Consider the following 20,388-nt stretch of genomic DNA (forward strand, 5'->3'; position numbering starts at 1 on the left):
ATGATGCGTAGAACGACTTATCTTCTGGCCACTTTACTGCTCTGCATAGCAGGTGTCGTGCATGCAGACTCTGACCAGGAGCGTCGTCTCGCGATTTCTATTTCCATATTCCCACGCATTGTTGCAGTCGATGTGGATTTAGAAAAGAAACTGGTACAGGACAACATACGCCTCCTGCTTATCTATCGTGATCACGCAGAAAATGCGCAATCCGCGGCATCACTGCTTATGAGCAAAGTTTCCAATATCGCCGGACGAAAAGTCATCGTCGAGCCTATATCGCTCGAAACCCTCGAATCTGGCGAAGCCCAAGCGTTCAGCGGCGCGCTATTGGTGGAACCACTATCACGCAATGAATTAGAAAAAGTCATCCAGCTAACATCTGACAAGGGATTACTGCTTTTTTCTCCCTATGAAGGCGACGTGGAATCGGGCGTAATCGCCAGTATTTTTGTCGGCGCCAAGATCCAACCCTATTTCAATATTACTACCATTAAGAAATCGGGGATCAGGCTAAAACCTGCGATCATGGGAGTTTCCAAGCTGTATGAATAAACTCACCACCAAGATCAACAGCCTCTATTTCGGCACACTGTTTTTCCTGCTGATCTCGCTCATTATTGGCTGGGTGGCGATATTCATTCCCTTTGTACACGAAAGCGAACAAACCAAGGCCGATCTGTTAATGACGCCTTATGTTCCGATCTTCGAACAGTTTCTCGATGAAAAACGCTATGACGAACTGAACATATTGTTTCAGAAATTGATGCTGCTCAAAGACGAACGCTATGGAACGCCTTTCATACTCAAATTGGCCATGAAACTTGACGACGGTAAAACCTTCACTCAAGTCAACAACGACAGACGCAGCATTTTTAAAAACAGTACGCCCATATTTTCTCCAAGCACTTTTGAGCTAACCGGCACGTTGGAAATGACGTATAACGATTTCTTGTACAAAAAAATCATACGCAATTCCGAACTAACGATTTTTAGCGCCATTTCGATATGCGTTTTACTAATGGTAATTGGACAACGTGCGCTACGACAATTTTTACGACCGCTCAGCGTACTTTCCAATTTTCTTGCCGGCACCGAATCCATGGATATCAAAAATATGCCCGGCATCGGAATTAACGCCAGCACGGAGATCATTAATGTCTGGCACGCCACGGAAATCATGCTGGCACGCATACGCCAGCGAGAGAAAGAGCTAAACGCGGAGCACGAAGTTGCGCAAAATGCACTACGCCTCAAACTGGAAGCGGAAGATGCGAACAAGGCCAAGAGCCAGTTTCTCGCCAATATGAGTCACGAGCTTCGTACGCCTCTTAACGCCATCATAGGCTATAGCGAATTAATGGAAGATGACCTGGTTGAATCCGGTAATCAGGAATTACTCCCGGACTTGCGCAAGATAAGAGATTCGGGTTTGCACCTGCTTTCCCTTATCAACGACATTCTCGATCTGTCCAAGATTGAAGCTGGCCGCATGGATATCTATATAGAAGAGATATCGATTACAGACATGTGTCAGACCATACTGGCCACCATCGAGCCACTGGCGCAAAAGAACAATAATCACCTCATCACACTGCTTCCGCCTGAGGGAACTAAGATCAATACCGACGTTACCAAACTCAAGCAAAGTATTTTGAACCTGCTCAGCAATGCGGCAAAATTCACGCAAGATGGTGAAATCGGTTTCGAAGTCAGAATTTTTGAGGACGAGGAACCAAAGCAGTTACAGGTCACGATTTCTGACTCCGGTATCGGCATGACCAGTGAGCAACTGGAAAAACTGTTTCTACCGTTTACTCAGGCAGATATTTCCACAACGCGTAAATACGGTGGCACCGGACTCGGATTAGCTATTACTCAGAAATTTTGCCAGATGCTCGGTGGTGATATTCGGGTTAACAGCACTGTCAACCAAGGCTCAACGTTCGAAATGCGTCTGCCTTTATACGACGACAAACGGCAATTTTCCGTAGCGCAATCCGATACACATTTGAGAATAAACTCCATAGACCCTGAACGATTGCGGTTCGCGCTGGAACAACCGGCTGTGGATAAAGATGAGCGTCGCAGTAAGGTCAGCACGGTACTGGTTATTGACGACGATGTTTCGACGCTGGATTTGCTCACCACTATTTTGTCCAAGGACGGATTCAAAGTTCTGACGGCAACCTCAGGTGAAGAGGGATTGGAAATCGCCAGCAATGAATATCCCGATGTCATCTTGCTGGACGTCATTATGCCGGGGTTCGGCGGCTGGGATGTTTTGGTGCATCTACGCTCCGATCCAACGCTGTCGTCCATCCCCATAATCATGATGTCTTACGAAGACGAGAAAGCCGCATCGACGGCTATGGGCGTACCCTATTTTTCACTTAAACCGCTGGACCGGGACACCATCTTGGGATACGTCAAATCCTGCGTCAGAAAACAAAAAGAAGCGTCAGTGCTCATCATTGACAGTCACAAGGAAGTGCGAAAGCTGTATCGTAGCGTGTTCGAAGATCAGGGTTGGCGTGTTTATGAAAGCGCAGACGCAATCTCAGGATTCGAGATGGCGCGGCGACATTATCCCAAATTGATCATTACGGATGTTATATTACCTGACCTGAGTGGACAGGATGCGATCAGGCAGTTTAAATCTGATGAATCGACCAAACATATCCCTATCATCGTGGTGACGATGCTGGAGATGGATGCACCTGAAACCGAAGGTCTGGAGCCACTTATTGCCGGCTACTTTAAACGTGGCAGCTACTCAATCGAGAAGCTGGTGATGCAGATAGATGGCATATTGAAAGAACAAGTACAGAGATCTGGCTAAAGATTGCCATCTCTTAAACCCATGAGAAAACATCTCTCGTCTATATGCTCGAATTTTCCGATATTCTCGTCATTACGCTACTGGCTGCGATGGCGCACTTCTGGTGGAAGACCATGCAGGCACGGGAACAGGCAGTGAAACTCGCTCGCGATGCATGCGCGCGCGAGAATGTTCAGTTGCTTGATGCAACCGTTGCCTTGAAAAAGCTCAGTTGGGAAAAGGCGCCGAATGGCCGTCGTTATGGCTTGCGTTATTTTGGTTTTGAATTCAGTTGCGATGGCACCGACAGACGCGAGGGGTATATTGCCCTACACGGACTGAACAAATACTCGCTAGTGATGGACTTACCCGTAAGCGAAGGAGTGACTATAGAGGAAATGCGGGACGGAGACGATTAATGTTCTGGCAATATGGTTGAAATCGCTCGTTTGAAAACAATCTGTGAAATATCGTGTGAAACTTCCACAGAATACTGATCGTAGCGAATAATTGTCCCAACTAATTTAATTCCATTCACCAAGAAAATATTCACAGGGACTTTTCGCGCCACGATGTCCGCTAAAAATTCATCCTGTATGTTTCCTGCCTGCTTGCTCATTCCTGAAAATACTCTGATATCGACAATTAAGTGGGCGCTTATTATGGTGCTAATACTGCAAAGAGTCCAGTGAAATGCAAGAAAACAAAACAATTTTTCCGAGAGTAAGTAATTACTTACGATTTTATCTTCAAGCAACAATCCATAGAATTACCTTGAAGATCAATCAATTGAACTCAGGATTTTGCGAACGGTTTCTGCCTTGATTGGACTTGCCAAGACCTCTTGCACACCAGCCTTGGACGCGAGCAACACAAATTCTTTATCGACTTTTGCACTCACCAATACCACGGACATATCGGGGAATTTTCTTTTGATATCGCCGACAACTTGCGCAACATCCAGATCAGGCATATCGGCATCCATAAAGAGCACGCCAACTTTGTGCTTACGTACCAGCTCGAGCAGTGCGCGAATATCTTTTTCTTTTCCTAAAATCTGAAAACGCATATCACGCAACACACTTTGCATGGTATCCAGATCTTCCTGGGGGAAATTACTCAATATTACTCGACGGCGGCGCGAATCAATTACTTTTCCTTTTTTGAAGTCGTAGCTTTCGATGCTCACACCGATTTCCTTTTTTTCAGATTGATTCCGAAAACTGTATCGGTAGAGATGCGGCTCGACTTAAGCCATTAGCCCCCTGGCAACCGTCAGGAGGACACAGAGCACGATTGCCGCTGTTTTTCCCTGCAAGAACGCCGAAAACTACGACGACGCCCCTGCCGTACCTCGCAAAGAGAAAGGAATATAGTGCGACATACTGCCGACTCTGTGTCCTCCTGACGACTGCGTATTGGATGCGCTTGCCAATATCGGCAAAGGCCGACACGCGAATTTTTCTCTACAAAAAAAAGTGGCCCATGTGGGCCACTAAAGGTTGCTTTGGTTGGAGCTCGTAAAATTCATGCTTCCCACGAGAGTATGTAATGTGTCACTCAAATCAGCTTAAAGCAGTAAACGAAAACAATGACAATCGGTCTTTTCACTGGCCTAAGCCGGTTACTCCTTAACGTTTACGTTTCCAATTGTTTCGTCGTGATGTCATTATCACGCTTTACCCTTTCACCTGCATTGCTGAGACATTACATTTTGGTAATGATTCTGCGTTAAAAAATGATTATGATTAGAAGTATGAAGATACTGGTAATCGAAGACGACATTGAAGCTGCAGGCTACCTCATCAAGGGATTGAATGAGAGCGGTCATGTTGTCGATCATAGCAGCGATGGTAATGACGGTCTGGGTCAGGCCCTCACCGGCAAGTATGATGTGATGATAGTTGACCGAATGCTGCCTGGACGCGACGGACTTTCTGTCGTAGCGGCCTTGCGCGCGGCGAACGTCAGTACGCCCGTGTTAATTCTCAGCGCCATGGGCGAAGTGGATGACCGCGTCGAAGGCCTACACGCCGGCGGCGACGATTACCTGACCAAACCTTATGCCTTTTCCGAATTGCTCGCCAGAATCGAAGTACTGGTACGTAGAAAGCAACCCGATCAGGTCTCGACCAAGATTCGTATCGCCAATCTGGAGCTAGACCTGATTAAGCACAAAGTCACTCGCGCTGGAAAAAACATCAATCTGCAACCACGCGAATTCCGACTACTGGAATATCTCATGCGTCATCCTGGCCAGGTTATTTCACGCACCATGCTGCTGGAACAGGTTTGGGATTATAATTTCGACCCGCAAACCAATGTCATCGACGTTCACATCAGCCGTTTGCGTAACAAGATAGACAAGGGATACGAGCCTCCACTACTGCACACGATACGCGGTTCCGGATATAAACTCAGTGAGACTGGTTAAAACCAACGTATTCCGAATCTCTATCAGCTTCGCGGCACTGTTCGCTCTGGTCTCCGCCGTTAGCCTCTTAACCGTTTATCGCGTCACCCTGGAAGAGATAAAGTCTCAATCCGACCGCGCATTAAAAACTGAAGTCAAAGAACTGCAAGCCATATACGATGAAGGCGACCTCGAAGAAGTCATCGAGATCATCAATTTCCGTAATCGCGCCAGCAGCCTGATTCACCATCGCTACGCCCTCACCTTTAACGATGGCACATTTTTGGTTGGAGATGAAAACGTCTTAAAGTCTCTCGGCCAGAACTATCAAAATCCCATGAGTTCCGAGGACAAGGAATATATCACTGAAGACGACGCGCATATCCCGGTGAAGATCCTGTTCCATCCCTTGAGTCAGGATTTCCAGATCGTGATCAGTGAGTCGCAGTACGCGTTCTATGAATTGCGTGAACACACTTTATCTGGCGTAATGATTGCTATTGCCATGACCATAATCCTGGCAGTAGTGATCGGTTATTACATGGGGCATCTGGTAATGCTGCGTATCAACCGTATCAACACCGGCATCCAGGATTCCATTGCCTCCGGATTTAAAAACAAATTACCTCTATCCAAGCGCGAAGATGAGTTTCAGGCCCTGACGGTTAAACTCAATGCCATGCTCGGGCAAATAGAACGCTTGATTAGTGGTATGCGTCAAGTGACGAATAATGTTGCGCACGATTTACGTAGCCCCCTCACGCGCATGCGCAGCCGCCTTGAAGTGACGCTGTTGAACGCACGCGATACGGAAGAATATCGCGAAGCCATGGAAAAGACGATTAACGATATCGGCGAGGTGCTCAAGACATTCAACGCCATGTTGAGCATTGCCCAGGCACAGGCAGGAATAAACCGTGAAACGCCAAGTACCATCAATATTTCCAATCTGTGCGAAGAATTGGCCGAACTTTACCAGGCTGTTGCAGAGGAAAAACAGTGTGAGCTACTGTGGCGTACAGAAGAAAAACTTCAGGTCATCGGCAATCGACAGCTTCTTGCACAAGCGATCAGCAACCTGCTTGAAAACGCCATCAAGTTTTCTCCGCCGAATACCGCAGTAACATTATCAGCGACCAGTGAAGGAAATAGTGCCATTATCACGGTCGGCGACAATGGCATCGGCATTCCGGAAAAAGATTACGAAAGTGTTTTCGAACCGTTTCACCGTCTTGATAGCGCCAGAAGTACGCCGGGAAGCGGACTCGGCTTGAGCCTGGTTAAAGCCGTCATGGATTTACATAAAGGCAGTATTTCATTACACAACAACCATCCTGGTTTACGCGTCGAGTTGCGCCTAACTCTGATATAACCACAAACTCGGAGAATTTAATGACAGAATTTGCTGCGCAAACCATTTTGGATTTTTGGTTTCATCCGGATAACCACTCCGTGTGGTTTCAATCGACGCCCGACGATGACACGCGCATACGCGAACAATTTCTACGCGTCTATGAAGCCGCGAGTCGGGGAGAATTAGACAACTGGCAGAACACTCCGCAAGGCGCGCTAGCCTTATGCATTATCTTTGATCAATTTCCATTGAACATGTTTCGAGATCAGGCACGCAGCTTTGCCACTGAAGCGAGGGCCCGTGCTGTCGCTACCGAGGCGATACATCAGGGTTTTGATCACGACATGGACAAGGAGCAGTTGCTGTTTCTCTATTTGCCGTTTATGCACAGTGAAGACCTCGCCGACCAGGACAGAGTCATCGAACTGTTCACGGCGGCCGGACTGGAAACCCGCTGGGCTGAGCATCACCGCCAGATCGTACAACGTTTTGGTCGTTTTCCTCATCGCAATGCCGCATTAGGACGCCAATGCACAGAAGAGGAGGAGGCCTGGCTAAATTCAGATGACGCTTTCCATGGTTAGCAACCTTCCACCTATGACTATTTATCTTTTTTAATATCATAAAGTTACCTAACTCCCGAAGGCGCTTGCCCGACAGCAACCATCCCCCTCGACGCTCTTCACTCTCCTTGCCCGGCTGAAGCTCTTTCTGGCGTCTTGGATAGCGTCCGGAATTCCCCTAAAGAATCTATAGATCAAGACGATACAGCATTAGTACCCCCCGCAGTATTAAAACAGATAGCATGAGGTGGCTGTGTCCAAGGGTATTAACATACGTCCGACGCCAGTTGCGGCAACCGGTTTGCCAGACAACAGGCTGGCAGCCCTTGCCTATATTTCCGCGCAACCGGATCTCGCTTCTCTGATTAAAAACCTTGCACACGTCCTGAGTCCACTCAGCCAAGCGCAATTTTGCGCCTTGTCGATTTTCGATGAAGCCGAACAGGAATTATCAACACATCATCTCTTTGGTCACTGTCCCAGTTTTATTGGACAGCGGGCACTCGACATTACAAAACGCAGCGACGACGCAAGCTATTACCTGGATAGCTTTGAAGATATGAATCTCCTGACTATCCCGTTAATGGTCAGTGGCAACCCGATAGGCGCGATTTTTTTCGGTCAGAAAAAAAATAATGAATTTGATGAAAATATCGTCGGCAACCTACACGCTGTTACGTATACGCTTGCACTCGCCGTAGATCGTTTCATGCAGGAACAACAGTTCGACACCTTATCCTCAAAACTCTACCGCGAAATTCAGGAACGTCAACGCGACGGTCAGACCTTGATGAATATCGTACAAGGCGTGGGTGCCGAAATAGGCAACAACTTCTTTCTCTCGGTGGTGGAACATCTGAGCGATGCCCTGTCAGTTCGTTATGCCTATATCGGCGAACTGATCAATGATGGCTCGCATATTCGCACTATTGCCGTCTGCAAAGACGGTAAACATATCGACAACTTCGAATATCGAATTGAACGTCACAAAACAAACGCTTGCCAGGGCAATACCTGTTTTTGTGAAGACTCAGTAAAACATCTACTTCCCGGACAGAACACGCAACAACAGATGCATGTTAAAAGCTGCTGGGCACTCCCGCTCACCTACTCCGGCGGCAAGACGATAGGCGTTCTGGTGGTTATGCATGACAAAGAAATTGAACGCGAAGACAATATACTCCCGGTCATGAAAATATTTGCTGCCCGCACAGTGGCGGAAATGGAGCGTATCAGTACGGAAGAGCGCTTGTTCATGGAAAAGGAACGCGCGCAAATCACACTGAGTTCAATGTCCGATGGCGTAATCACAACAGACGCGCATGGCCTTGTCGAATACCTCAATCCCAATGCGGAACGCATGTTGGGCTGGTCGTCTGAGGAAGCATGCCGACAGCCGGTGCAAGACATTTTCAATATTCTGGATGAAACGACGGGCAAATCGATATTTGCCCTGCTCAACTCGGATGACTCACAAGCGGCGCTATCCGCGCACCACTCACGTAGCGCGACACTGCTCACCCGACAAGGCGAAGAACTACATGTCGCCTGCACCTTTGGACCGATCAAGCAACACGATGACAGCATCGTGGGCAACGTACTGGTATTTCACAATAACAGCACGTTCAAAAATCTGATAGACAAGGTGTCTTACCAGGCCAGTCACGACGCCCTGACGGGAATATACAATCGCCACGAATTTGAGAAAGTGCTACAGAAATATATCGACGCATCACACAAAGACAAGGTGCAACATGTTTTGCTGTTTTTGGATGTTGACCATTTCAAAGTCATTAACGACACCAGTGGACATACCGCAGGTGACGAGTTGCTGAGACAAGTCTCATCACTGATGCTGGAAAGCGTGCAACAAGGTGACCTTGTGGCCCGCATCGGTGGCGATGAATTTGCCATTTTGCTACAGAACACATCGATTGATGCTGCGAAGAAAGCGGCAGAATCCATACGCCACAAAATACACACCCACCTCTTCGTGCGTGAAGGTAGAAGTTTCAAAATCAGCGCCAGCATCGGGCTTATGCCGATTAACGCCGATAGCGGTAATCTGTCCGAGGTACTCAGCTCTGCAGACGCCGCCTGCTATCTTGCCAAGCACCGCGGAAGAAACACCGTCTATATCTATAAGCCAGACGACTTGTCGCAGATGCAATACAAAAATGAAATGCAGTGGGCAACGCGCATACATTTGGCCATAGAGGAAGATCAGTTTTGCCTGTTCAGGCAAAAAATCATGTCCTTACACGACTCTGGCAGAGACACGCCGCGGCATGAAATTTTGCTCCGTCTAAGAGAGCCTGATGGAAATATTGTGTCGCCTATGTCTTTCATCCCCATAGCCGAGCGCTTCAAACTTATGCCGGTTATCGATCAATGGGTGATACGCAAAGTATTTGAATACTTCCACGTGCAAATGCAAAATGCCGGCGTACAAAACGATTGCTATACCATTAACCTGTCAGGACAATCACTGGAAAGTGACGATGTTTTATGCTTGATATTGGGACTAACGGAAGAACTGCATGTTGATCCATCGAAGATTTGTTTTGAGATTACCGAAACCGCTGCCATCGAAAATCTGTCTAACGCCAAGCGCTTCATACAACGACTCAAAGACGAAGGATTTCAATTCGCGCTTGATGACTTTGGCGCGGGCATGAGTTCGTTCACTTATTTAAAACACTTGCCGGTAAATTATTTAAAGATTGATGGTGAGTTTATACGAGACATCAAAAACAACAGTGTTGATAAAACCCTGGTTGATTCCATACACCGGATTGCCAGCGCTATGGGCATAAAGACGATTGCCGAGTTCGTGGAATGCCAGGAGACTCTTGAGCTCCTAAGAGAGCTGGGAATCGATTTTGCCCAGGGTTTTGTCATCGCCAAACCACAGCCGTTTTATATTCCAAGTAAAGACTCAACCATACTTGCCTCTACACTGACCTGCCCTGAATGTGGTCACTCCGAAATCACCATCATGCCGACTAACAGTTGCCAGTACTATCACGAATGCAAAGGCTGCAACACCATGCTCAAACCTAAGAAAGGCCAGTGCTGCGTGTTCTGCTCCTACGGCACCATGCCTTGCCCCGACGTTCAAAAGAAAAACAAAAACTAGATCTCCCCAAAACTGCCTCGGCTACACCTCTCGTACAACATAAATCGAACGCATTTACTTTCCATCTACTGAAAATTTCTATACCAGGCACAGGGCCTCAACCGTCTGGCGCTAAACACTTTCGTCTACTGTTTACACCACATTATTCAATACGATTTCGCTGCCGGCGTGTATATTGAGTTGCCCATCAAAAGCGCTGGAAACATCCTTCGGAAAAATCGCCATCGTGTGTATGGTACGACCATTGATAAACTTGAGGTCAGACGACATATGCCGACACTTGATGCGCAGATCCACATCTGCCTCCGATAACAACTCAAAGTCGAAGGCATCACTGGCGACGATAAAACCCCACTCTGACCAGAAACTGGGCACGTAGGTATAGTAAGGCTGACGATAGTTAAACAGGCCATCAATATATTTCAGACTATCAACAAAACTGTCATTCTTGCCTACCGATACTGAGCCCGCCTGTAATGTCATCACGCCACGGTTCGTAAGCAGTTTGGAAACATCATCAATGAATTCATGTGAAATCAAATGCCGACCAAAGTCACGCCTGACCAAACGATCACCACTATCAATGACGATGATATCAAAGCGCTCCTGGACATTTCGCACATAGCGCCGACAATCGTCGATTATCAACTCAAGCCGTGGATCATCAAACGCACCCTGGTGCCACTCTGGCAGGTGGATATAACACTGGTCAATCAACAACTCATCATTGTCCACCATCACAAGACGTTCTATAGACGGATGACGCAGGATTTCACGCGCAACCGCGCCGTCAGCGCCACCGATCACCAATGCGCTTCGCGGACTGGGATGAGACAACATCGCGGGCTGGACCAATGATTCATAATAACGGTATTCGTCTTTTTCCGACGACTGCAAAACGCCATCCAGAAGCAATATCTTGCCCAGCGCTTGTGTCTGACAAATTGAAATCTGCTGAACTGGTGATCGCCCGAAAAAAAGACATTCCTGTATATCGATCGATATACGCTCGTGTGTAGACCCTACTTCATAACAATAAGTAGAATGATATAGATTCATGCGCTTCCCCTTTGTCATTCCTTGAACGCGGGGTTTGCCCTAAACGGCAAACGCGCCAAAGAACGCCCCTTCCCTGTTATCTTTTGTTATTACCCTTATTAGAGCGGTCGTATTCGCCGCGCATGATGTTTCAGCAGCTCACGACACCGGATATACCTGGTTAATCAGACTAAATTCTCTGAACAACAAAATCAAGGCAACGACGATGATTAGCATTCCCATATTGCGCGCATTTTTTTCCTTGATCAGACGCACGGTAAACGGCAACCGCATCCCCTTAGGTGGAAGTTGCGAGGTCAACATGACCTGATAGCCAAACCACATGAATAATAAAATGGGAAAACTGCGCGCCACGCCAAAGGCAACCGTCGCAATATACGTCTTCTGCATGTTGTATTTTTCTATCGCCCCCAATTCCATGTCAGGCGCGCGCAGAGTGAGAAAAAAATCGATAATGGGCTCCAACCACACCAGAAACAGCACGTATATAAAGATCAGAATCAGCCAGTTTTTTAACAGCCGTCGATCACCATGTACGAATTCTTCGTCGTTGCGTTTCATCGTGCTCCTGCATGTCGCTGGTGAGTCGTTGCTCTATCTCACCTTCTGCCACCCCAAATTGTCGGGATGCCTGTTCTATTTGTTGTTGCATCGCCGACACAAAGGCCTCGAGTGAATCGTAACTGGAATTATCCACACCTTGATTCAGACTTTCAATCGTCTCCAGATCATCGACCAGTTCATCAAACGCATATTCGGCCTCGCCGAGTGACTGCCGGGCTCTAAGCATGTGCTGTTGAACAGTCAGATCAATCATACTACTGAGACCGGTGAGATCAGCCGAGTTATTCTGCTGACTATCGCCACCCAAATTGAGATAGGCCTCGGGCATACTCAGTTGCGCCGCCCATACCTTTTCAATACCGGGTACGTCGAGATCCATGAGCTGCGGGCCCTTGCCCCCGAATGCGCCCGCAAGACTATTGGTTTTACCTGTCGCCATTGCGCTGCCAACACTCTTTGGCTGCATATAATCCAGCAGTTCAGACTGGAAATCCTGCGTATAGCGCGACAGTGCATCGTGACGCTTACGTGTCTGGGTATCGTGAACAGTGTGTGCGGATGTAGACCCACCCCAATAACGAATCTCAGTCATAACCGTTACCTCTGTGTATCTGCCTGACTAATTCACAATACATGCCATTATAGTAAGCGCTTACCATTCAGCGAGATATACGCAGCGAAGTCCAGCGACTCTTATTCAGCAGGCAAACCCTTGCCGTGCTGACGGCGTGCTTGCGCTGGCATACGCCGGCGCAGCTCGGCAAGTTCCTCCGCAACCTCACGCGGCAACACCGGCTGCGTGGAACTCGTATAAAACTGGCGCAAATAGGTTTCGTATTCCCTGTAACACAGGCGTGCAAAAGCGTGTTCGGGGTAGCGCCGAATACACGCCTTCAAATAGACATCGGTCATGGAAATATCACCGCGCCCTAAAGCTCGATCGAGTATTGCCAACCAGTACAGCAGGTTTGGCATCTGTGTGCGTTCCGCCTTTTCATTCAAGTAACGATAAAGCAAACCCCGCAACCACACACGTTGCACTTCCTCAGCCGGTGAGGAATGTATCACCGGCGAAGGCGACAGATAGGCGCCAAGCAGACGTGTTACTAAATCCTCCAGAGCCGCAAAATCGGCATCGGATGAATTACTCATCCGTGCGTCCAGCTGCGTCAATCCTTCGATAGCGCCCTGCAGATAAAGACGAGTGTCAGCGTCTTTCATCCGCGGCAACTCCTGATAATTACGTAGCGTTGTCACGCCATCCAGGGGTCGGTTCTGCACCTGAGCATATATCGTGATCAAACGCTGCACCGCTTTGATCACATCCTGGTCGCCAGCTTTTTTTGTTAAACGTATGTAGCGATCAAAATATAACTGCGCCTGTTCGTAGTGACGCGTCGCGAAATTAAATTCCGCATATTCGAGATCGCTCTGGAAACGGTCGCGCGGCAAACCTGCAAACACATGGCGAAGATGCTGGTCCTGAGTGTGACAGGCGCTGCACAGACGCGTGGCCACGCGATAGCGATTGCGCATTAATGTGTAGTCACGCTCTTCTGCCGCCTTCAGACCAAGCGCCAGGTTTTCCAGCATGACGTCCAGAGTCAGTTGGTAGGCGTCAGACCGTTGTTGAATCAGCGGCACCGCCTGTTGGAAAAGCGACTGGATGGCCGCCATATCGCGTTGTATTGTCCCTATCTGCTTTTCATCCAGCGTGGTAGTGGACCAGAGCATGGAAAATTCCTGCGCGACCACCGCCGCAATACGGGCCATGATATTGTCCAGTGCCACAGACTCTGCTGACAGGGTCTGGGCGCTGAAAAACAGACCGAATATGATACATATGCCTTTGACAGGATGACACATCTGCACTCGTCAGCCCCCTGAGTCCGGCCCTAAAGAATAGATTAATCGACCCTCCCTACAATGCCCGCCACTGTGTTAGATTGCAAGCCACCCACACCTGGAAAGGGCCATGAAATACCGCATCATCCCCGTTACCCATTTTGAACAAAATTGCTCGATTATCTGGTGTGAGCATACACGCAATGGGGCTCTGATCGACCCAGGTGGTGACGCGGGCAAACTCTTGCGTATTGCCAGGCAACAAGGTTTACATCTGGAAAAAATCCTGCTCACCCACGGCCATATTGACCATGTCGGCGCTGCGCAGGCGATATCGCAAAAACTCGACATTCCGGTCATTGGCCCTCATCTAGCCGATGCCTACTGGCTGGAAATGCTACCCGAAGAAGCCAAACTTTTTGACTTCCCCAGTATGCAGGTGCTGACTCCTAATCAATGGCTCAACGATGGGGATACAGTCCACGTCGGTGAACTAAAACTCGACGTTATCCACTGCCCCGGACACACCCCAGGCCACGTGGTGTTTTTTGAACCACAATCTCGCATGGCCTTCGTTGGTGACGTACTCTTTCGTCACTCTGTCGGTCGCACGGATTTCCCTGGTGGCAACGAACAGGATTTGCTCGACAGTATCCTGAATAAACTTCTGCCTCTTGGTGATGATGTGTTGTTCATCCCTGGACACGGAGAGACATCGACCTTCGGGCATGAGCGTCTGTTTAATCCCTATCTGACTCAACCAGAAACCGCCTAGTTACACATAGCCCAAGGCGAAGTTCACAGTGATGTTCATGGGCACGCCGTTGCCTTTATCGAGTGCCGCGATTTCCGCTAAGTGATCACGCTTGAATTCCTGTAGCTGCTGCTCGTCTAACTGCGAAACCAGGCCACGAAAACCCGCATACCAAATCACATCCCACCATCTGTCTGCACTATCGAAGGTAAAACTTAGATTTTTTTCCTGCACCGATATGTCACGCAGTCCCGCGCTTTCATAAAGCTCGCGATACAGGTCTTGATTGCCGACGCGATGCCAGCTTATTGATGGCAGCTCAATGCCATAGGTTTGAATGCGATTCAAAAACAAATCGACATTAGGTTCAAACGAACTCATCGAGAATGCGCAAGAGGTAATTTTGCCACCAGGTCTGACCTTGCTCGCGATGTGTTTTAGAGTAGAGACCATGTCATCGACAAAGAAGATGCCGAAGGAACAATTGGCCACATCGAATTGCGCGTCATCAAATGTGATGGCTTGCATATCCATCATCTGCCAATCGATATTATCCAGTCCTTTGGCGCGGGCATTTTTGTTCGCCTGCTCTAACATGCCACTGGAGAAATCGATGCCGGTAACGCGCCCATGTGGTAATTGTGCAGCGAGTGAACACGCGCCTAGCCCTGTCCCCGTCGCGACATCCAACACATGCTCTTTTCCCTGCAATTGCAAAATCTCGGGCAAGGCCGCTGCGCTACTTTGGAAAAAAGCCATCGATGGGCCGCCATACCCTTCCGCAACCGTATTAAAGGTCTTTTTCACATTTTCTTTTTTTTCTGGGCTGTCCACTAATCACCTACTCCTGTGTCGAATTTCACAACATCATAACGTCGCGCTTGTCGACACGCCATGTTTCTTGCATCATGAAGCGAATACACTCGCTTGAGGTATTGCCCATGAAACTCCCGCAGACAGTTGATGCTGAACTACACCAGCTTGTCGAAACGATACAGCACAATTGCGATATCGCCGACGCCCAAAATGCACAGGAAAACCCCATGTGTATTTACCTGCTCAAAATGCGCGATTATTTTCGCTGGATGCATCAGCTACCACTCAATGCCTCTATTCCGCGTGAAAAACTGGGCAAATGGATTAACGAACGCGAGCGACACTGGGATGTCGTTGCTGAGGAAGAGATGTCACCGTTATGTATCGAAGGCGAGGAGTTCGATGCCTTTGATACCGCTGGCGTTAACAAGACACTTGCGACGCGTGGACTGATCTATAGCGCAGGTATCGGTCGCGGTGGGCAGATTCATTTTCACTTGGGCAATGAGATTCCTTTTCTCACCGATAGAGAGCAAGGGATATTCGTCACCTCGCAGGAATACGCGCGTGACCTGACGGCCAATCCGGCACACTCTATTGATAGCCGCATTTTTTTACGCAAAGAGGCTTTGCAACACTATATCTGGGGCAAGTATGAAGAGTGGCGGCTAAAGCGTGCTGATAATGCGATGTCGCGGGCGATTAAGGCCTACCCTTTTGAGCATGATCCAATACGCGCAATTAACCAGATGAGTGGCATTGAGATTTACAGCGCCTGGTTGCACGAGCAAGGGGAAATCGCTGCCTGTAAATTACTCGGCGGTGACTGGGAAAAACTGCTTGTCGCTGTCCAGGGCTCGCGTAGTGAGATTATTTGTCGTGCGGTGCGAGATCATCTTGCGGACACATTGGTGACCTTGCCGGCATTACTCGAAGACGAGAATTTCGCCTCGATACATTTTTACATGGCGAATCTTGAGGGTTTTCGCAAAGTCATCTGGCCTGAGTTAGTCCAGGTCTATCGAAATCACCCGCACGCGCCTTTTTCTTCCTCGTTTACCGATACCGCCGTTAATCACCAACCCTGGTTAGCGCATGCGAATGAGATTCTGGCGATATACCGCGCGGAAGGTAGTGATTGTGGCCCGGCTTTGAAGGCTCATTTGAAGGTTTTTGAGTTGTGAGTATTGCACCTTGGAACATTGTAGGTGTTTTCATATTGCCAATACTTGCACTCTGCTGACGGGTCAGGTTCGGAGGGGTTGGGCATACAAAACCGTCGGCCGCATGGACGCGGCCGTCGAGCGCCCATGGATGGGTTCACAGCGCGTTTTGTATGCCCAACCCCTCCGAACCTGACCCAACACCACTGACCTCAATCAACGACACCCCAAGGCCAAAACAAAAAAAAATAACAGGCACTACATCACACTTTTCTACAGACAAAATAAAAGCCCGAAATCCTCACGGATGACGGGCTTTTCAAAAATCGGTGTTATTGTGGATTAACCGCGAGCGCCTTCTCTGCTGTAGATTTTCATCGTCAACCAGGTACAGAGACCACAAGCTACGACAGTAATCAGAATAATCGCGCTAAACAAAAAGTCGGTATAAGCCATATTTCCTCCACTTATCTTGTGTTCCAAGTCGAGCTATCTTGCCCGATTTATGACGAGCCATCAAGCCCTTTTATGCCCGTAAACAGCTCATAAATAAGGCCGTTCCAGCGTTGGGAATATCGGCTATAAATCCCAATAATTTAGTTAATTACAGTGAGTTAATTCACATTTCTAATGTGATGAGCATCGTTTAAAGAAATCTTTTTCACGGACGTTACAGGAAATGATTCGCATGCCTTGCAGCGAAAAATAAATGAAAGTAGTCGTTATAACCAATAGATAAAGAGTGGTATATGCAGGGGAGTAGAGAGATATCGCCAACAGCTTACAGGCTGGTTAAAGGCGTCGACAAGTTGGTTTCATTACCTGAGGTTTGTTTCCTGGTTAATGATCTGGTTAACGATCCACTCAGTGATATTGAAGAGATTGGGCACGTCATCAGTCAGGACCCGGATCTAACCGCGCGACTGTTAAAACTGGTAAATAGCTCCTTTTACGGATTCCCCCAACGAATCGAAACAGTTTCGCGTGCGATCCTGATGGTCGGACTAAAAGAGTTACAGAATATGGTTTGGGCGACGTCTGCGGTAGAAACATTTTCGAAGTTGCCGCCCAAACAAGTCAACATGGCGAGCTTCTGGCGGCACAGTATCTTCACCGCTGTAGTGGGTCGTATTTTAGCCCGCGAGTGCAATATCCTGCATCCTGAGCGTTTATTCGTTGCAGGGTTGCTACACGAAATTGGTCGCTTGCTGTTCTATACCAAGCTACCCAAACAGTCGATGCGTATATTAAAAGCGGAAGAGGAAACCCCAGAGCGCAATCCTATACTGATAGAACGCGAAATCGTCGGTATGGACCACGCCGAGGTAGCTGCCGCCTTACTGGAACAATGGTTTTTGCCAGACAGCCTGATCGAAGCGGTTCGTTTCCATCATAGCCCGGCATTGGCTCAGGAATATGTACTGGAATCCTCCATACTCCACATCGCAAACGCCATGGCCCATGCCCTGGAAAGCGGAGAAGAGGATGCCTTGAAGGACAATTGCGATAGCACTGCCTGGAACCTGCTGAACATCCCTGAAGCGAGGGTCAAGCGGATACTCCACGAGGCCGTCCTGCAATTTCTCGAGGCCCTGGAGCTACTGCTACCCGGAGCCAGCCAGAAAGTGTGATCAACAACGCCCCTTAAGGGGCGTTTTTGTATTTTTTACTTTAAGAATTACTTCTAACATGCCGCTATTTATAAAAGTAGTGCCTTTGAACAATCTCTAAGGAGAGCCGAGATGAACGTCCCTGGATTTAGTCTATTTTCCCGGGAAGACAGCAATGAACCCGCCAGCCTCGACGAGCGCCTGATGGCGCGGCTCGCGCATGCGTTTATTGCCCATACGGTAGCCGATGGCGATAGCGCCTCCCGAGAGGTAACCGACGCTTTGTTATCCATGCAAAAACAGATGATGAAGGCCAAGTACGAACTGGAGAAGATTGTCAAAGTCGGTTCAAGTGTGAAAACGAACAAAACCATACACGATACCGTCAATAAGACACTAGCCGATATATCAGACGCCGTGGTTGCGATGCAGTTTTTTGATCGCATTTCCCAGCGCCTGGAACACACCAGCAATGTCATTCGACTGTTATACGACATTGAGTACAGCGTTAATTTCGATGACCCGGCGGAAGTACGTCGTGCCCTGGTCCGCATCTACAACAGCCTGAGCATGGACGATGAAAGAGAACTGTTCCGTTCCGTCAAAGATGGCGACGATTTGAAAAAGGCATTGCGCGCGGCCCACAAGCGTCTGCGTACCATGCTGAACTCTTCCGGTAGCATCCAGCTATTCTAAATCCTGGCGTTGCTTCTCATCCCAATCTGGTTTAACCTTAGCGCCCTTCTATATATTCGCGACGAAGAATTTTGCGCAATTTTTCCTAGCTAGTTGAAAAATAGCATTATTCTTATTCAAACAAATACCGGAGAGATGGCCGAGCGGTCGAAGGCGCACGCCTGGAAAGTGTGTATACGGCAACGTATCGAGGGTTCAAATCCCTCTCTCTCCGCCATATTCTCCAGGTGAAGCGACAATCCTGCTAAAGAAAGCGATGCGCTCGCATCGCACTCTCTACGGTGATCGAAGCAAGGCACACAACAGAAACACCGACGCGATTGTAGCCTCGCATTAGACTACGGTTGGTCGCACACTTGCCGCTGCTTGCTTGGCACGCTCGCGGGCATCCTCCACGTTATCGCCATAGGCTAAAGCAACTCCCATGCGTCGTTTTTCGAAGGATTCCGGCTTTCCAAACAAACGCACCTCTGTGCCCGGTATCGTCAACGCGGCATCCACATTGTCAAAGGCGATGCCTTTCTTTTCCATACCACCATAGATGACAGCCGATGCACCGGGTGAGAGTAATTGCGTCGACACCGGCAGGCCGAGTATGGCGCGTGCGTGTAATTCGAATTCGTTTTGGCGCTGACTGGCCATGGTGACCATGCCTGTGTCATGGGGGCGCGGACTGACTTCGCTAAACCAGACGTGATCGCCTTTCACAAACAACTCAACGCCGAAGATGCCGCGTCCACCGAGATTACCGGTAATTTTTCTGGCGATCTCCTGCGCACGTGACAAGGCGTTTTCACTCATGACCTGGGGCTGCCAGCTTTCCACATAATCGCCTGACTTTTGAATGTGGCCAATCGGCGCGCAGAAACTGGTTTCGATTTCACCGTTAGCGCCACGGGAACGCACCGTGAGCAAGGTGATCTCATAATCGAAATCGATCATCTCCTCAACTATCACTTTGCCACGATTCACGCGGCCGCCACTCATGGCGTAATCCCAGGCCTTTTCCAGTTCTTCGCGATTCCGCGCCGTCGACTGACCTTTCCCAGATGACGACATCACCGGTTTGACGATACACGGATAACCAACGGCAGAATCTACTGCCATTTGTAATTCGTTAAAACTTTCGGCAAATGCATAGCGAGAAGTAGGCAGTTCGAGCTCTTCTGCGGCGAGACGACGTATGCCTTCGCGATTCATGGTTAATTGCGCGGCACGCGCGGTAGGAATAATTTCAGCAACGCCTTCTGCCTCGAGTTTCGCTAGCGTATCTGTGGCAATCGCTTCAATTTCGGGTACCACGAGATGGGGTTTTTCCTGTTCGATCAGTTCGCGTAAAACTTCGGGATCGGCCATGTTTATCGTATAGGCGCGATGGGCCAACTGGTGTCCCGGCGCATTATCATAACGGTCGACGGCAATCACTTCCACGCCATAACGCTGCAGGCTGATGATGACTTCCTTACCAAGTTCTCCGCTACCCAGCAACATCACTTTCGTTGCCGTCGGCGATAATGGCGTGCCGATTTTCATATTGTTCTCTCCCCCAAGTGAACGGTTTGGCCACACTGTAGCGTGACCGGTCAGAGAT

19 protein-coding genes and 1 tRNA gene are annotated in these 20,388 nt (G+C 48.7%); 12 read left to right on the forward strand and 8 right to left on the reverse strand.

Going from position 1 to position 20,388, the window contains the following annotated elements; translation table 11 throughout:
• From OEZ43_17560 to OEZ43_17570, 3 genes are read left to right on the forward strand one after another with little or no spacing between them, the layout of a single operon-like run.
• Nucleotides 1–555 carry a YfiR family protein gene (locus OEZ43_17560; protein ID MDH5547394.1) on the forward strand — a complete coding sequence of 185 codons (555 nt, stop codon included), beginning with the start codon at nucleotides 1–3 and terminating at the stop codon, nucleotides 553–555.
• Nucleotides 548–2,842 (forward strand): response regulator, encoded by a 2,295-nt coding sequence (locus OEZ43_17565; protein MDH5547395.1) that lies wholly within the window; start codon nucleotides 548–550, stop codon nucleotides 2,840–2,842. Before OEZ43_17560 ends, OEZ43_17565 begins: the two co-directional genes overlap by 8 nt.
• A gap of 44 nt (nucleotides 2,843–2,886) precedes the next feature.
• Nucleotides 2,887–3,240 carry a DUF3301 domain-containing protein gene (locus tag OEZ43_17570; protein MDH5547396.1) on the forward strand — a complete coding sequence of 118 codons (354 nt, stop codon included), beginning with the start codon at nucleotides 2,887–2,889 and terminating at the stop codon, nucleotides 3,238–3,240.
• On the opposite strand, the gene hfq is transcribed toward OEZ43_17570, so the two are convergent.
• On the reverse strand, nucleotides 3,237–3,440 hold the full coding sequence (gene hfq, locus OEZ43_17575; protein ID MDH5547397.1) for an RNA chaperone Hfq: 204 nt from the start codon (nucleotides 3,438–3,440) through the stop codon (nucleotides 3,237–3,239). The genes OEZ43_17570 and hfq overlap by 4 nt on opposite strands.
• A 162-nt stretch (nucleotides 3,441–3,602) precedes the next feature.
• Nucleotides 3,603–4,010: a response regulator gene (locus OEZ43_17580; GenBank protein MDH5547398.1), complete on the reverse strand. Its 408-nt coding sequence runs from the start codon at nucleotides 4,008–4,010 to the stop codon at nucleotides 3,603–3,605.
• Nucleotides 4,011–4,577: 567 nt separating this feature from the next.
• Here OEZ43_17580 and OEZ43_17585 point away from each other — a divergent pair.
• The 4 genes from OEZ43_17585 (at nucleotide 4,578) to OEZ43_17600 (ending at nucleotide 10,290) form a co-directional block, all read left to right on the forward strand.
• Entirely contained in the window at nucleotides 4,578–5,255 is a 678-nt protein-coding gene (locus tag OEZ43_17585) for a response regulator transcription factor (protein ID MDH5547399.1), read from the forward strand.
• Nucleotides 5,242–6,606 (forward strand): HAMP domain-containing histidine kinase, encoded by a 1,365-nt coding sequence (locus OEZ43_17590; GenBank protein MDH5547400.1) that lies wholly within the window; start codon nucleotides 5,242–5,244, stop codon nucleotides 6,604–6,606. The genes OEZ43_17585 and OEZ43_17590 overlap by 14 nt, the downstream gene beginning before the upstream one ends.
• Nucleotides 6,607–6,626: 20 nt before the next feature.
• Entirely contained in the window at nucleotides 6,627–7,172 is a 546-nt protein-coding gene (locus tag OEZ43_17595; protein ID MDH5547401.1) for a DUF924 domain-containing protein, read from the forward strand.
• 232 nt (nucleotides 7,173–7,404) lie between these two features.
• Entirely contained in the window at nucleotides 7,405–10,290 is a 2,886-nt protein-coding gene (locus OEZ43_17600) for an EAL domain-containing protein (GenBank protein ID MDH5547402.1), read from the forward strand.
• A 132-nt stretch (nucleotides 10,291–10,422) separates the two neighbouring features.
• On the opposite strand, the gene OEZ43_17605 is transcribed toward OEZ43_17600, so the two are convergent.
• The 4 genes from OEZ43_17605 to OEZ43_17620 form a co-directional block, all read right to left on the reverse strand.
• Complete coding sequence (locus OEZ43_17605) at nucleotides 10,423–11,349, reverse strand: spermidine synthase (protein MDH5547403.1); 927 nt, start codon at nucleotides 11,347–11,349, stop codon at nucleotides 10,423–10,425.
• 138 nt (nucleotides 11,350–11,487) lie between these two features.
• Complete coding sequence (locus OEZ43_17610; protein ID MDH5547404.1) at nucleotides 11,488–11,910, reverse strand: hypothetical protein; 423 nt, start codon at nucleotides 11,908–11,910, stop codon at nucleotides 11,488–11,490.
• On the reverse strand, nucleotides 11,876–12,505 hold the full coding sequence (locus OEZ43_17615) for a hypothetical protein (GenBank protein MDH5547405.1): 630 nt from the start codon (nucleotides 12,503–12,505) through the stop codon (nucleotides 11,876–11,878). Before OEZ43_17615 ends, OEZ43_17610 begins: the two co-directional genes overlap by 35 nt.
• A 101-nt stretch (nucleotides 12,506–12,606) precedes the next feature.
• Nucleotides 12,607–13,779, reverse strand: a complete 1,173-nt coding sequence (locus tag OEZ43_17620; protein ID MDH5547406.1) for a hypothetical protein — start codon at nucleotides 13,777–13,779, stop codon at nucleotides 12,607–12,609.
• A 109-nt stretch (nucleotides 13,780–13,888) separates the two neighbouring features.
• Here OEZ43_17620 and OEZ43_17625 point away from each other — a divergent pair, with 109 nt between their 5' ends.
• Nucleotides 13,889–14,533 (forward strand): MBL fold metallo-hydrolase, encoded by a 645-nt coding sequence (locus OEZ43_17625; GenBank protein ID MDH5547407.1) that lies wholly within the window; start codon nucleotides 13,889–13,891, stop codon nucleotides 14,531–14,533.
• Here OEZ43_17625 and OEZ43_17630 read toward each other — a convergent pair whose 3' ends face one another.
• A complete protein-coding gene (locus tag OEZ43_17630) occupies nucleotides 14,534–15,346 on the reverse strand; it encodes a methyltransferase domain-containing protein (GenBank protein ID MDH5547408.1) in 813 nt (270 codons plus the stop codon). It lies immediately after the preceding gene.
• 107 nt (nucleotides 15,347–15,453) lie between these two features.
• Between OEZ43_17630 and OEZ43_17635 the strand changes: the two genes are divergently transcribed.
• The 4 genes from OEZ43_17635 to OEZ43_17650 all read left to right on the forward strand — a co-directional run bounded on the left by OEZ43_17635 (nucleotide 15,454) and on the right by OEZ43_17650 (nucleotide 19,014).
• Nucleotides 15,454–16,512 carry a hypothetical protein gene (locus OEZ43_17635; GenBank protein ID MDH5547409.1) on the forward strand — a complete coding sequence of 353 codons (1,059 nt, stop codon included), beginning with the start codon at nucleotides 15,454–15,456 and terminating at the stop codon, nucleotides 16,510–16,512.
• A gap of 728 nt (nucleotides 16,513–17,240) precedes the next feature.
• Nucleotides 17,241–18,122, forward strand: coding sequence for an HDOD domain-containing protein (locus tag OEZ43_17640; GenBank protein ID MDH5547410.1), 882 nt, complete (start codon nucleotides 17,241–17,243; stop codon nucleotides 18,120–18,122).
• Between the two features lie 111 nt (nucleotides 18,123–18,233).
• Nucleotides 18,234–18,797, forward strand: a complete 564-nt coding sequence (locus OEZ43_17645; GenBank protein MDH5547411.1) for a hypothetical protein — start codon at nucleotides 18,234–18,236, stop codon at nucleotides 18,795–18,797.
• Between the two features lie 129 nt (nucleotides 18,798–18,926).
• Nucleotides 18,927–19,014, forward strand: a tRNA-Ser gene (locus tag OEZ43_17650).
• A gap of 116 nt (nucleotides 19,015–19,130) precedes the next feature.
• Here the strand turns inward: OEZ43_17650 and purT are convergent.
• Complete coding sequence (gene purT, locus OEZ43_17655) at nucleotides 19,131–20,330, reverse strand: formate-dependent phosphoribosylglycinamide formyltransferase (protein MDH5547412.1); 1,200 nt, start codon at nucleotides 20,328–20,330, stop codon at nucleotides 19,131–19,133.
• Nucleotides 20,331–20,388 lie beyond the last annotated feature (58 nt).

The sequence above is a fragment of the Gammaproteobacteria bacterium genome, from assembly GCA_029881255.1.
In the GTDB taxonomy this organism is placed as follows: domain Bacteria; phylum Pseudomonadota; class Gammaproteobacteria; order S012-40; family S012-40; genus JAOUMY01.